We start from the raw sequence: 13961 nt of genomic DNA on the forward strand, positions 1-13961 counted from the left end.
CGGACGGAACCGACCCCGGAGGCGCGGCGGGCCCTGCGGACGACGGGCGACACGGCGGGCGGATCCGCTGAACAAACCCGTCGTCGTCCTACGCTGCCAGGGTGGCGAGTCGGCAACGGCCGTCGGAGCCGCCGGAGGCATTTGCGCGCGCGATCGCCGGGTTGCGCGCTGTGCGGTTGCGTCCGGAAATCCGGCTCGCCGAAGCACCGGCGCCGCAGCGGCTCGCGCCGTTCGCCCTCGCGTTCACCGGTGACATTGACGCGGCCGGCGAGGAGCTCGCCACCGGTCGGTTCGTCGTCCTGCACAATCCGGCGGGCGAAGAGACCTGGCAGGGCGACACCCGCGTCGTCGTGTACGTCCGGGCCCTGCTCGAACCGGAGATGGCCAACGATCCGTTCCTCCCCGCGGTGGCGTGGACCTGGCTCACGGAAGCCCTCACGCACCGGTTCGAGCCGGCCATGCCGGTTGCATTGGGCGGCACGGTGACCCGCGTCCTGTCGGAGTCGTTCGGGACGATGAGCAGCAGGCCGCCGAGCGCGCACGTCGAGCTTCGGGCATCGTGGACGCCGTCCGGTGACCTCACCGCTCATCTCGAGGCGTGGGGCGAAGTGCTCGCCTCGGCCGCCGGGCTGCCGCCATTGCCGCCCGGAGTAGCCGTTCTCCCCCCACCGGGCGATGCCCGGCGGACCGCCGCGACCCGGCCGCCGCGGCGGCGCTGAGCCGGGTGACGACCCGACGCCGATCCGGGTTACTGAACCGGGTTACGACGACGGCACGGGCTCGCTCCGCCGATTGCTCGGCGCAAGCGGCCCGCTCGGCGCCCCGCGCGGCATCCGCAGGGTGAGCGTCGTCCCGGGCTGCGGCCACGAGGTGATGTCCAGCGAACCGCCGGCCAGCCGGACCCGCTCCCGCAGCAAGCCAAGCCCGACATGCCGGCCGCGCTCCGGCCGGACCTGCTCCGGGTCGAAGCCCGGGCCGTCGTCGTGAACCACGGCGACCACGTGGGTTTCGTCAACCGTCAGCGAGATCCGGGCGATGTCGACGTCCGCATGCTTGACGACGTTGAGCAGCCCCTCCTGGAAGAACCGGTACACCGTCACCGCGGTGACCAACGGCAGCGGGTACGGCGAACTCGGCCACTCGATGAGAACCTCCAGCCCGTACCGCGTGCGCAGGTCGTCGCGGAGCGCAAGCACCGCCTGCGCGAGATCGCCGTCGCGGAGCGCGGGTGGTCGGGTCCGGGCCATCACCGCGCGCACTTGGTCCTCCGCCTCGGCGACCAGCTCACGGATCGTGACAAGATCGGATGGCTCCACCACCGGCGAGGTGAGCAGCGACCGCGCGAGCATCAGGGTCTGCGCCACCGTGTCATGCAGCTCGGCGGAGAGCTGACCTCGGGCGGATTCCTCCGCCTCCACCAGGCCGGAGAGCAGTTCGAACATGCCGGCACTTGCCGTCTCGGCCAACTGGCGGTGGCGGGCCGCGACGTCGTCCGAGACCCGGATCCGCAGGTGCAGCGCCTCCAATGCCCGGGCCAACTCCAGCAGCTCGGGAACAGCGCTGACCAGAACGTGGTCCTTGCTGTCGCCGACGAGCGGCGCGTGGGCGTCCTCCAGTCGATGCGTGGCGTTCTCCCGCAAATGCCGAAGGGCAACCGCGAACCGCCGCCCTGCCCGGTAGCCGACCCAGGCGCACAGCGCGGTCACGACCAGCGCAACACCAAGCGCGAGCCAGCTTGCTGCGTCCAGTCGATCAGCCGCGACGAGACCGAGCGTGACGACGATCAGCGCGGCTACTCCGCTGGCGGCCGCAAGACCACTCGTCCAGACCGCAAGCGGAAATCCGTGTCCACGAAACGGTTTCACCGCACTGATTGTGTCTGCTCATTGTCCGGCTGCGCCGCCTCCGGCAGCCGGATTCCGGGTGCCACGCCGTCCGGCTTGGCGGTTCCCGGCAGCAGGCCGGTCGTGGTCCATTCGCCTTCGCGGCGGACCGGTGCACTGGGAGTCGCGTCCAGTTCGCGCAACGCCGGATCGGCGGCCAACGCAATGGCACCGAGCAGCGACGCAACCGCCCGTTCCACCGCGTGCAATTCCTCGACGATCTCCCGGACCGCATCGTTGCTGCCGGTGCTGGCCAGCCGCGCAAGCCGGGTCGCCGACTCGCGGAGCATGTCGAGCGCCGGCGCGGTGTCGGCTCCAAGGTCGCCGAGGCTGCGGGCGGCCTGGTCCGCCGCGTGAGCCCGGGCCATCGCGCGGTCGCGGGCAGCCGCGAGATCGGCGACGGAGAGCCAGGATTTCGCCTGGCCCACCAGCACCTTGACCAGAGCAACTTCACGACGTCCGAAGCTCGAGCTCCCCTCGGCCCGTCGCGCGATCATGACGGCCAACGGTCGGTCGTGCTTGCCGATGACGGCTGAGCAGAACGGACGGCCCTCCTCAGAGCCGACCAACACGCCCCGGGCGCCCAGTGCGCGCAAGGCCCACGGCTGGTCGAAGGCGTGCGGGTCCGGTCGGCGCTGGGTTTGTCCGGACTCGTCACCGGTGTAGACGACCGGGCCTTCATGCTCCAGGACGACCAGCTCGACATCGGCACCGCCGAGCACCCGGGCGGCCGCGGTGAGGACGACTCGGGCGGAGATGTCCACCGAATGCGTGACCGCCTGCTCTTGACCGCGGGCGAGCTCGGCGAAGAGCCGGGCCTCGGCGCTCTTGGACGTCTGCTCGTCGAAGGCCACCCAGAGGAGGAAGACCGGCACGAGCAGCCCGAGGAGACCGAACGGTGCGTGGACCATGAGCCACGAGGCGAGGAGACCGACGCTCGTCGTGCCGGCGGCGTGGACGGCGTACACGCCCGCGTCTTCGAAGATCATGGCTCGGAGACTCTGCCGGCCCATGATCGACAGCGGGATCGCCGACATCACTTGGTCGGTCATCCACCAGATGGCCATCGCCGCTGCACAGGCAACAACACCGCCGTGCAGGTGCACCGCCGTGTAGGCGGCGAGCGTGCCGGTAAGGAAGTACTGGGCAAGGTTGTAGAAAACCTTGAGCGGTGAGGACCGCTGCCGCAGGAGTGCCGGGAAGAGACCGAGGCAGGTCGCCGGGACGATCCACCAACCGGGGGCGAGGAGGAAGGCGCCGGCAAGAACGCCCTCGGTCATCGTGAAGGTCACGAGCATGCGGGCGATGGTGATGCTGATCCGCAGGATGTTCGCGGCAGCGACGAGGATCACCAGCAGCGGCAACGCCCACAGTGCGGGATGGCCCCAATGCGTCGCCGCGGCGAGCGGCAGGCTGGCCCCGATCGCCAGAATGGCGACGAGCCGGAGACGCCAGGTTGGGCTCATGATCCGTCACCCCAGCTCACAGCGTCCCATATCTGGGCGCCCCACATCCGCGCATCCCAGACATCAGCGCCCCACATCCGCGCACCCCACATACGGGCGCCCCACATCCGCGCATCCCACGAGCCGGCGCCCCACATCCGCGCACCCCACATCCGGGCCTCCCAGGAATCGGCGCCCCACATCCGCGCGTCCCAGGAATCGGCACCCCACATACGGGCACCCCACATCCGCGCATCCCACGAGTCGACGCCCCACATCCGCGCACCCCACATCCGGGCGCCCCACATCCGGGCGAGCGGCCAGACCGGCGCCCAGTAGGAGACCGTCGAGAACCACTGCCGCAGATTGAGACCCTGCTCACCGGTGTTGAGCGGACGCGCGTCCCCGTCGCCCGGGACACCCACGAGTCCCTGGCCGTCGGCGTACCCGGGCTGAATCGGCGTGGCGGCGTTGCGGATGGCGGACTTGACCACCCACGGGTTGGCATGCGGGTGCGCTTGCAGGTACAGCGCCGCGAGACCGCTGACGATTGCGGTGGACTGGCTGGTGCCGGAGCCGCGGAACAGCCCATTGGGTTGGCGCCCATTGGGGAATTGTTGCGCAATCACCGTGTCTGCCGGCATTTCGCCCAGGATGTTGACACCTGCGGCGACGACGTCCGGCTTGACAATGCCGTCGACGTTGCCATAGCCGCTGAAGCTGGCGACCACCGGGGTGTCGCCGGTGGTGTCCGCGGCGCCGACGGTCAAGGCATCCGGCGAGAAACCGGGATCACCCACCACACCGGGGGTATTGCCGGAAGCCACGACGACGGTGACTCCGGCGTACCGGGTCAGGGTGACGGCGAAATTCAGCGGATCGATGCCGTAGCCGGACGTCGGCGGCGTCACGCTCATCGACAGGTTGGCCACGTCGACCGAATTCGCGTGGGTGGCGACCCAGTTGAGTCCGGCGATGACCGCCGCGAGCGAGCTCCGGCCGGTGTCGTCGGCGACCTTGACGACGTCAACGGTCGCCCCGGGGGCCACGCCGAGCGCCGTACCGTTCGTGCCATCAACCACGCCGCCGGCGATCAGCGATGCCATGAAGGTGCCGTGGCCGTAGCCGTCTGTGAACGTGCCGTTCTCGACAACGTGACCACCGCGGGTGTTCAGCCCGGAGGTGTCAACGGCGTCCACGAGCCGACCGGAGGCGCGATCAAGCGCCGGCGTGTCGCTGACGCCGGTGTCGATCAGGGCGACCGTGACACCGGCGCCGGCCCCCGGCTGGCCGGCCGGGGCGCCAAGCGTCGTCGGCGCGAGAACGCCGTCAACCGGCGAACTGCCGGAGTCACCGGACGTAGCGCCGCTGCTGCCGGAGTCGCTGGACGTATCGGCGGCCCCGCTGCTGCCGGACGAGCTCTGGTCGGTGCCGCCGCCCTGGGCGCCTCCGTCATGACCGCCGCCTCTGCCCCCACGGCCGTAGGCAAACCCGGCGACGTCAACGGCAACGTTGGGCGCGACACCGAGGACCCCCGGCTGCTGCGCCAGTGCGGTGAGCGCCGCCGTGTCGCCGGTGACGACCTCGACGTGGACGGCGTCCAGCAGAGCCTGCAGGTGCACACCCGGAACGAGCACGGGCGCGGTCCCCGCGAGAGCGACGACCGCTTGCTGCTGAGCGGTTTCGGCTGCGGCCGGGGTCGCCGCCACCATGCCGAGCGCTGCTGCCAGTGTGGCCCCGGCGGCCAGCCATCTGCGGAGTGCCTGCACGATCATCCGTCCCCTCGCGTCTCGTCGACGTGGAGCCCGGTCGACTCCCTGCTGGAGGTGTCGGCATCCGCGGCATCCAACTGTTGCAGGAGGCAGCAAACCGCCCGATCGGAGCAAGCCGGCAGGACGAGCGGCCGTATCGATACCCCGAAACAGCCCAAGAACGGGACGAAACTGGATAATCTGACGCCACTCGCGCTGGGCGGTTGGCACGGCGGCTCGCTGCGGCCTCGCCCGGCCGAGCACCGCGGCAAGGAACGCCCGTGGCGAGACGGCGTTCGCCACTATGTGTCGCCCGGCCGAGCACCGCGGCAAATGACCGACAGCCGGTTACCGCGAATGCAGCACGCAAGGGTCGGCGAATGCTTCAGCCCGCGGCCGCCGCATCCGATGACTCCGGGTGACACCGGGTCGGGTAAGCCGACCTCGACGAGCAGAGGAGGGACCAGGGTGACGGCGTTGGCCGAGCACGTGCCGCCCCAGCCGGGGAACTCCGCGGGTTTCACCGCAATGGTGGTCGACGACCACCCGTTGGTCCGCGAATCCATGGTGAGCCGGCTCACCGCGATGGGGGCGCGGGAGGTGATAGAAGCGGCCAGTTGCGCCGAGGCCAGGGCCCGGGCCCGGTCGGTCGGACCGTGCGACGTCTGCATCGTGGACGTCGGCCTCCCCGACGGTTCAGGGCTCGATTTGATCGCTGAACTGCGGGCCGCGGGATGGCCCCGGCTCGTCGTCCTCTCCGCCGCTGACGACCCGTACTCGGTGCGCGCAGCCTTTGTCGCGGGCGCGCAGGGGTATCTGCTGAAATCCGCCTCGCCGGTGGTGGTCACCGACGGGGTGCGCCGAGTGCTGGACGGCGGTGTGTACGCCGACCCCGCCGTGGCCTCCCTCCTGGCGGCTGGGCTGCGCAACAACGCCAGCAACGAAGGCATCGGTGACCTCTCCAGCCGGGAGATCGAGGTACTCCGGTTGGTCGCCGACGGTCGGTCCAACAAGGAAATCGGGGACCAGCTCGGACTCTCGGCACTGACCGTCAAGAGCCACCTGGCCCGCATCGCCCGCAAGCTCGGCACTGGGGACCGCGCCGAGATGGTGGCGCTCGCGATGCGCGCCGGCATCATTCGGTGAGTGCCGGCGTCATCTGGCGCGCGCGACAGCCTCGCGGCATCATTCGGTGAGTCCCGGCGTCATCGGATACGCGGGTTTACATCCTGACCCAAACCAAGGTGTCCGATCGGTTGAGCACGCGCCGCGCGGCCGCCTTCCCACCGGCCGGCTCGTTACCGTTGGGTCGTGTCCGACTCTCCACTCGTTGCGAAGGTTCGACCGCATCTGAGTCTGCGGGACGGTACGCCGGATGTGGTCGACACACCGGAGAAGCTGGCCGCTGCAGTCCGCGCACTGGCGGCGGCCGACGGACCGGTCGCCGTCGACGCCGAGCGGGCCTCGGCCTACCGGTACGGGCATCGGGCCTATCTCGTCCAACTGCGCCGGCCGGGTGCAGGCACGTTCCTCATTGACCCGCTCCCCTTCGCCAACCTGCGGCCGGTGCATGAGGCGCTCTCGACAGCCGAGTGGATCGTACACGCCGCAGCACAGGATTTGCCGTGCCTCGCTGAACTCGGCCTGCGGCCCGCTCGATTGTTTGACACCGAGCTCGCCGCCCGGCTTGCCGGCTATCCCCGGGTTGGGCTTGCCGCGATGGTGGAGGAGCTTCTCGGTTTCCGGCTGAACAAGGACCACGCCCGGGTCGATTGGTCACGGCGCCCCTTACCGGAATCGTGGTTGCGCTACGCGGCACTCGACGTCGAAGTTCTCGTTGAACTAAGGGAGATTTTGCATACCGAGCTGCAGCGTCAAGGAAAACTGCGTTGGGCGGTCGAGGAATTCGAGCATGTGCGTACCGCGCCGCCTCCGTCGTCACCGGTGGAACGGTGGCGGCGGGTCTCGGGAATTCATCAGGTTCGGGGACGGCGTCAGCTGGCCGTCGTCCGGGAACTTTGGCATGCCCGTGACCGTCGTGCCCGCGAACTGGATATGTCGCCCGGCAAAGTGCTCTCAGACTCGGCAATCATCCGCGCCGCGACCGGAAAATTCCGGAGCAAGAAAGAACTCGCCGCAACCCCGGAATTCTCCGCCCGGCCGGCACGGGAATTCCTCGACGAGTGGTGGGACGCCATCGGGCGGGCGACGGCGTGCGGTGAGGCGGAACTTCCCGCGCCGACGCCGAATATTGACGGTCCGCCGCCCGCGCATCGCTGGTCGGAGGCGAGCCCGGACGCCGCCGCCCGGCTTTCGGTCGCGAAAACCGTCGTCGCTGCTCTCGCCGACGAACACCGGCTGCCGGCCGAGAATCTGCTGGCACCGGACGTCGTCCGCCGGCTCGCCTGGCAGCCACCGCATTCGCTGGATGATCACGCTGTCGCGACCGCGTTACGGCGGCTCGGCGCCCGGCCTTGGCAGGTCGGCCTGACCGCAGAACCGCTCGCCAAGGCGCTGCGACGTGTCGAGCTGCATGAGCTGAGGCATTCAACCTCGCCGTAGCCGATCCGGTGGCCCGAGGCAGCGGACGCTTCCTCGGCACTGGGCACAGGACGCTAGCCGTCCCCGACACCCGACGCCGCACGCTCACCGCCTGCGCCCGCCGACGCACCGACCCTGCCCGCCGACGCACCGACCCCGGGCGGTAACACGCGGACCTCACGAGACACGGTTTTCCCAACCGTCACGTTTTCGTCTCTCGGGGTATCGGGGGCAACCTGCGAGGGGTACCGTCCTACGTATAGCCGGAGGAGGGGGGCGTGGCGCCAGCACGTAATCAGTCCGACGCCGAGAGTTCGGCGTCGTCTGTCGCACTGCGGCAATGCCTGCTCGCGGTGAGCGTCACCGCCGACATCGACCTCACCCCGACCGACGACGGAGCCGTCATTGCGGGCGTGCCTGTGGTGCGGCTGACATTCTCCGAAGTGGCCGAGGCGATCCGCAACGCGGCGCCGCAGACCGCCCTGGCTCGTCGCAGATTGCTCCGCTGGATAAGGCTCCGGCGGGCTCTTGCGGAGCGGAGCATCGACGAGCTCGCCGAATCAGCCCGCCCGGTTGGCCTGCCGATCGGACACGAATTGCACCCCGGGCCGGACTGGGTGTGCGAGCACATCCTCGGCGGATGCCTCGACCTCGGGATCGGCATCGTCGGACTGGACGACGCCGATCCGCAGCGGGTTGTCGTTGTCCCACCCGGGGTGTTCCGCGCCACGAACATTGACACCACGGAGTGGTGGCGGGCGGCGTACGAGTATCTGGAGAACATGGGCGCATTGGCGACCGTGCGGTGGCGCCGGGAACCACGGCGGCCCCTCCACCCGATGGGCGATTGCGACGTGGTGACGCTGCTCGGCTCTGCGGTGTTCCGGGGTGCCATCGCGGCCGACGCGGGCGGGATGCGCGCCGTCGCAGCCCCCATGCGCCATCGCGGTTGGCTTGAGTTGTCGCGGATCGATCCGGCGTTTGTGCGCGCCGCCGCCATGCTCACCGACGACGAGAATCGCGGCTTCGTCCGCCCGGTTCTCGTCACCGCCGATGAAGTCTGCCTTGCCGGGGACGGCGACGGCGTACGGATCGTGCTGCGGGATCCCGCCGCCCGCGACGAGCGGTGGCTGCGCGACGTCCTGTATCACTAAGCCGGCTAAACCGGCGCGAAGCGTTGAACGCCGCGCCGGCCGGACGCCGCTTCCCCGCGGCGGCATCGCACCCGGCGCGTGCTCCGGTCTGGACGCCGGCCGCCCTGGCCCGGACGCCGCGGTCCGGACGCTGCCGGCTACCCTGCTCCGGACGCCGGCGGCGTCAGTCGATCACCGGCTGACGGTCGAGGCTGCCGAGGCTTGCAACGGTTTCAACCACAGAGCGGGCGATGTCCTGCGCGGACAATCCGATGTCGGCGAGCACTTGCGCCCGCTTGCCGTGCGCCAGGTAGCGCTGCGGGATCGCGTGAATGCGCACCGGGGTGTCCACGCCCTTGTCCCGCAACGCGAGCGAGAGCGTCGCTCCCGCCCCGCCCTGCCGGCAATTGTCTTCGATGGTGACCACGAGCGCGTACGCCGCGCAGAGCGTCAGCAGCGCCGGATCCATCGGCAGCAGATACCGCGGATCCACCACCGTGGCGGAAATACCGTGCGCGGCCAACCGGTCCGCGACCTCCAACGCGACGTGGCTCATCGGCCCGTAACCGACGAGCAGCACCTCGGCGTCGTCCGCCTGCCGGAGCACGTCCACACCGCCGATCCGGTCCACCGCCTCAACGTCGGCCGGCAATTCGCCTTTAGGAAAACGAATCGCGGTCGGCCCGTCGCTCACCGCGAGGACCTCGTGGAGCAATTCGCGCAGCCGCCGGGCGTCGCGCGGCAGAGCTATGCGCATCCCCGGCACGAGGGAAAGAATCGCCAGATCCCACATGCCGTTGTGGCTCGGACCGTCATCTCCGGTGATCCCTGCGCGGTCGAGGACGAACGTGACCGGGAGGCCGTGCAGGCCGACGTCCATCAACACCTGGTCGAACGCCCGGTTGAGAAACGTCGAATACACGCAGACCACCGGGTGCAGGCCGCCCATCGCCATGCCCGCCGCAGAGGTCACCGCGTGCTGTTCGGCGATCCCAACGTCGAAGACGCGATCCGGATACGCCGCGGCGAATTCCGCCAGCCCTACCGGATGCAGCATCGCCGCCGTCAGCGCAACAACGTCCGGGCGGTCCGCGCCGATCCGCACGATTTCCTCGGAGAAGACAGCCGTCCAGCTGCGGGGTTTGGGCATTTCCTTGCCGGTGCGCGGATCGAACGCACCCGGGCCGTGCAGGTGGTCAACTTCATCCCGCTCGGCCGGTGCGTAACCGTACCCCTTCCGCGTCACGCAATGCACGATGACCGGGCCGCCGAACCGCTTCGCTTGAAGAAAAGCATGCTCCATGGCGCCGATATCGTGGCCGTCGATCGGGCCAAGGTATTTCAACCCGAGGTCCTCAAAAAGTCCTTGCGGCGTAAGGACGTCTTTCAACCCCTTCTTGATGCCGTGCAGGGTGTCGTACAGCGCCTCCCCGACGAGTGGCGTACGGCTCAGCACGTCCTTGACGCGCGCCAGTACCTTCTCGTAATTCGGGTTGGTGCGCAGTGCATTGAGATGCGCGGCCAGCCCGCCGATCGTCGGTGCGTACGACCGGCCGTTGTCGTTGACGACGATGACGATGCTGCGATCCTTCGCCGCCGCAATGTTGTTGAGCGCCTCCCAGCACATTCCGCCGGTCAGGGCGCCGTCACCGACGACGGCGACAACGGTCCGCCTCTCCCCCCGCAGGGCGAGCGCTTTCGCCAGCCCGTCGGCGTAACTCAACGCGGTCGACGCGTGCGAATTCTCGATCCAGTCGTGCTCGGATTCAGCTCGTGACGGGTAGCCCGAGAGACCCCCGCGTTGACGCAGCATCGCGAACCCGTCCCGCCGTCCGGTGAGAATCTTGTGGACGTACGCCTGGTGCCCGGTGTCGAAGAGAATCGGTTCGGACGGGGAATCGAAGACCCGGTGCAGGGCGATGGTGAGCTCGACGGCGCCAAGATTCGGGCCGAGATGGCCGCCGGTTCGTGACACCGCCTGCACGAGAAAGTCGCGGATCTCGCCGGCCAACCGGGTCAGCTGCGCATGATCGAGCGCACGCAGATCCTCGGGGGTGTTGACGGATTCCAGCAGACCAATGGCCACCTTGCCTCTCTCGCCGGACCGAATCCGTGCGCCGCGGCCGGCACCGCAGTGGTGGTCGATCGCCACGGCCTGAGTCTAGTGGAACTTGACCCATCGGGGCAGCCCCGGACCGGGTTTCGGCGACGCACCGCCCCGGCGAGACGGCCGGCCCGGCGGCCGGACCGGCTCTGCAGCGCAGGCCACGGCGGCCAGGCGGCCGGACCAGCGGCCGCCGCCGTCACGCCGGGCGGGCCAGGATCGACCGCAGGACGTACGGCAGGATCCCGCCGTGCCGGTAGTACTCGGCCTCTCCGGGGGTGTCAATCCGGACGATCACCGGGAACTCTTTGTCATCCGCGCGGACGACGAGCTGACGCGGAATATGGTCCGCGCCGGCCAGCCCCGCGATGGTGTAGGTCTCCTCGCCGGTGAGGCCCAGGCTCTCCCGGTTCTGGCCGTCGACGAATTGCAGCGGCAGCACCCCCATCCCGATGAGGTTGCTGCGATGAATCCGCTCGAACGATTCGGCGATGACGGCTCGGACGCCGAGGAGCGCCGTCCCCTTGGCCGCCCAGTCCCGCGACGACCCGGACCCGTATTCCTTTCCGGCGAGCACGATGAGCGGCACCCCCTCGGCGGCGTATCGCATCGCGGCGTCGTACACCGTCATCAGCTCCCCGTCCGGCAGATGGCGGGTGACACCTCCCTCGGTTCCGGGGGCAAGCAGGTTCCGCAGCCGGATATTGGCGAACGTCCCGCGGATCATCACCTCGTGGTTGCCCCGGCGCGAACCGTACGAATTGAAATCCTTCGGCTGCACGCCGTGCTCCATCAGATACCGCCCGGCGGGAGAATCCCGTTTGATGGAGCCGGCCGGGGAAATGTGGTCGGTGGTGACCGAATCGCCAAGCATCACCAAGGCGCGGGCGCCGACAATGTCCGCGAGCGGCGCCGGTTCAGGGGTCATCCCATCGAAGTACGGCGGACGGCGCACGTACGTCGACGTCTCGTCCCAGACGAAGAGTTCGCCGTCCGGCACCTGCAGGCTGTTCCACCGCTCGTCACCGGCGAACACGTCCCGATAGCTCTCGACGAACATCCGCGACTCGATCGCCCGTCCCATGACCTCGGAAATTTCTTGCTCACTCGGCCAAATGTCGCGAAGATACACGGGGTTGCCGTCTGCGCCGATGCCGAGCGGCTCGGTGGTCAGATCGACGTCCATCGAGCCGGCCAGCGCATAGGCGACGACAAGCGGCGGTGACGCCAGGTAATTCAGCTTGGTGTCCGGATGAATCCGTCCCTCGAAATTCCGGTTGCCGGAGAGGACCGACGCGACCGCAAGCTCGGATTCGTTGATGGCCCGTGACAGCGGCTCGTCGAGCGGACCGGAATTGCCGATGCACGTGGTGCACCCGTAACCGACCAGGGCAAAACCCAGCTTCTCCAGGTAGGGCACCAGCCCGGCCGCCTCGTAATACGACATAACGACCTTCGACCCGGGGGCGAGGGTCGTCTTCACCCACGGCTTGGGAGTCAGGCCGCGCTCGACCGCCTTCTTCGCCAGCAGCGCCGCGCCAATCATCACCGAGGGATTCGACGTGTTCGTGCAACTGGTGATCGCTGCGATCACTACCGCGCCGTGGTCCAGTTCAACAGTCGTGCCGTCCGAGAGCGTGACCAGGGTCGGCTTACTCGGCCGCCCATTACTGCCCTGCGCTGCACTGGCGACAACCCGCGGCTTGTCCCCCGGATGCTCGTGTTCAACGGCGACCGGATCACTCGCCGGAAAGGACTCCGCCAGCCCTTCGTCCAGCGAACCGTCGGCCGGCTCATCGGTGACGTAATTCCGCAGCGCGGACCGGAATGCACGCTTCGCGCCCGTCAGCGGAATGCGGTCCTGCGGACGCTTCGGACCGGCGATGGAGGGTTCAACGGTGGACAGGTCGAGCTCCAGCCGCTCGGAGAACTCCGGTTCGTGCTCCGGGTCGTGCCAGAGTCCCTGCTCTTTCGCATATGCCTCAACAAGCGCCACCCGCTCCGGACTGCGCCCGGTGAACCGCAGGTACCGCAGCGTCTCGTCGTCGATGGGGAAAATCGCGCAGGTTGAGCCGTACTCGGGGCTCATGTTCCCGATGGTCGCCCGGTCGGCGAGTGGGATGTTCCCGACGCCCGGGCCGTAGAATTCGACGAATTTCCCGACGACGCCGTGCCGGCGCAGCATTTCCGCGACGGTCAAGACCAGGTCGGTCGCGGTCGCCCCGTCCGGGAGCTCACCGTGCACCCGGAACCCGACCACCTTGGGAATGAGCATGCTGATCGGCTGGCCGAGCATCGCCGCTTCTGCCTCGATGCCGCCGACTCCCCACCCGAGGACCGACAACCCGTTGACCATGGTCGTGTGCGAGTCGGTGCCGACCAACGTGTCCGGATACGCGACACCGTCTCGGTCGAAGACCACTCGGGACAGGTATTCGAGATTGACCTGGTGGCAAATTCCGGTATCGGGCGGCACAACTTTGAAGTTGTCAAACGCCCGTTGCCCCCACTTGAGAAATTGGTACCGCTCCCGGTTGCGTTGAAATTCGAGTTCGGCGTTGCGCACGAACGCATCGGGACGCCCGTACACGTCGGCGATGACCGAGTGGTCGATGACCAGCTCCGCCGGGCTGAGCGGGTTGATCCGTTTCGGATCGCCGCCGAGGGCGACCATCGCCTCCCGCATCGCGGCCAGGTCAACGATGCACGGTACGCCGGTGAAGTCCTGCATGAGGACGCGCGCCGGGGTGAACTGAATTTCGGTGTCCGGCTCTTTATCCGGATCCCAATTCGCCAGCGCGCGGATATGGTCGGCCGTGACGTTGACACCGTCCTCGGTGCGCAGCAGGTTCTCCAGCAGCACTTTTAAGGAAAACGGCAGCCGATGGACCGACGGAACGGCGTCCAGCCGATAGATGGTGTACCGTGCATCGCCCACCGCAAGCGTGCTACGACTGCCGAAGCTGTTCGCCTCTGTCACGATGCCTCCTCATCACGGCGACCATCAACGCGGTTCGAGCCTATCCCCGCTGCTCTCGAGACGGGCGGGCCGATCGCTGCGTCCGCGGTCACGCGCGTCCGTGGGGCGCGTCCGCGGTCAGGCG

At 68.7% G+C, this 13961-nt stretch carries 9 protein-coding genes; 4 read left to right on the top strand and 5 right to left on the bottom strand.

Annotated elements, in window-relative coordinates; genetic code table 11:
* Positions 1 to 101 precede the first annotated feature (101 nt).
* Positions 102 to 719 (top strand): DUF3000 domain-containing protein, encoded by a 618-nt coding sequence (locus ACEL_RS07145; protein WP_011720221.1) that lies wholly within the window; start codon positions 102 to 104, stop codon positions 717 to 719.
* 42 nt (positions 720 to 761) lie between these two features.
* On the opposite strand, the gene ACEL_RS07150 is transcribed toward ACEL_RS07145, so the two are convergent.
* From ACEL_RS07150 to ACEL_RS07160, 3 genes are read right to left on the bottom strand one after another with little or no spacing between them, the layout of a single operon-like run.
* Entirely contained in the window at positions 762 to 1865 is a 1104-nt protein-coding gene (locus ACEL_RS07150; RefSeq protein WP_011720222.1) for a sensor histidine kinase, read from the bottom strand.
* Positions 1862 to 3349, bottom strand: a complete 1488-nt coding sequence (locus ACEL_RS07155) for a hypothetical protein (protein ID WP_011720223.1) — start codon at positions 3347 to 3349, stop codon at positions 1862 to 1864. Before ACEL_RS07155 ends, ACEL_RS07150 begins: the two co-directional genes overlap by 4 nt.
* Complete coding sequence (locus ACEL_RS07160; protein WP_011720224.1) at positions 3346 to 5103, bottom strand: S8 family peptidase; 1758 nt, start codon at positions 5101 to 5103, stop codon at positions 3346 to 3348. Before ACEL_RS07160 ends, ACEL_RS07155 begins: the two co-directional genes overlap by 4 nt.
* A gap of 504 nt (positions 5104 to 5607) precedes the next feature.
* Here ACEL_RS07160 and ACEL_RS07165 point away from each other — a divergent pair.
* The 3 genes from ACEL_RS07165 (at position 5608) to ACEL_RS07175 (ending at position 8774) form a co-directional block, all read left to right on the top strand.
* Positions 5608 to 6225 (top strand): LuxR C-terminal-related transcriptional regulator, encoded by a 618-nt coding sequence (locus ACEL_RS07165; protein ID WP_049751622.1) that lies wholly within the window; start codon positions 5608 to 5610, stop codon positions 6223 to 6225.
* A gap of 165 nt (positions 6226 to 6390) precedes the next feature.
* Complete coding sequence (locus ACEL_RS07170; protein ID WP_011720226.1) at positions 6391 to 7641, top strand: ribonuclease D; 1251 nt, start codon at positions 6391 to 6393, stop codon at positions 7639 to 7641.
* A gap of 257 nt (positions 7642 to 7898) precedes the next feature.
* Positions 7899 to 8774, top strand: coding sequence for a hypothetical protein (locus ACEL_RS07175; RefSeq protein WP_011720227.1), 876 nt, complete (start codon positions 7899 to 7901; stop codon positions 8772 to 8774).
* 163 nt (positions 8775 to 8937) lie between these two features.
* Here the strand turns inward: ACEL_RS07175 and dxs are convergent, their stop codons facing one another.
* Positions 8938 to 10833 carry a 1-deoxy-D-xylulose-5-phosphate synthase gene (gene dxs / locus ACEL_RS07180; RefSeq protein WP_041835564.1) on the bottom strand — a complete coding sequence of 632 codons (1896 nt, stop codon included), beginning with the start codon at positions 10831 to 10833 and terminating at the stop codon, positions 8938 to 8940.
* A 223-nt stretch (positions 10834 to 11056) separates the two neighbouring features.
* Positions 11057 to 13837: an aconitate hydratase gene (gene acnA / locus ACEL_RS07185; protein WP_011720229.1), complete on the bottom strand. Its 2781-nt coding sequence runs from the start codon at positions 13835 to 13837 to the stop codon at positions 11057 to 11059.
* Between the last annotated feature and the right edge of the window lie 124 nt (positions 13838 to 13961).

This window comes from Acidothermus cellulolyticus 11B (genome assembly GCF_000015025.1).
Lineage (GTDB): Bacteria > Actinomycetota > Actinomycetes > Acidothermales > Acidothermaceae > Acidothermus > Acidothermus cellulolyticus.

Excerpts from the sequence above, each read along its gene's own strand:
- ACEL_RS07165 (WP_049751622.1), top strand. The coding sequence starts at position 5,608 with ATGGTGGTCGACGACCACCCGTTGGTCCGCGAATCCATGGTGAGCCGG.
- ACEL_RS07160 (WP_011720224.1), bottom strand. The coding sequence starts at position 5,103 with ATGATCGTGCAGGCACTCCGCAGATGGCTGGCCGCCGGGGCCACACTG.
- ACEL_RS07155 (WP_011720223.1), bottom strand. The coding sequence starts at position 3,349 with ATGAGCCCAACCTGGCGTCTCCGGCTCGTCGCCATTCTGGCGATCGGG.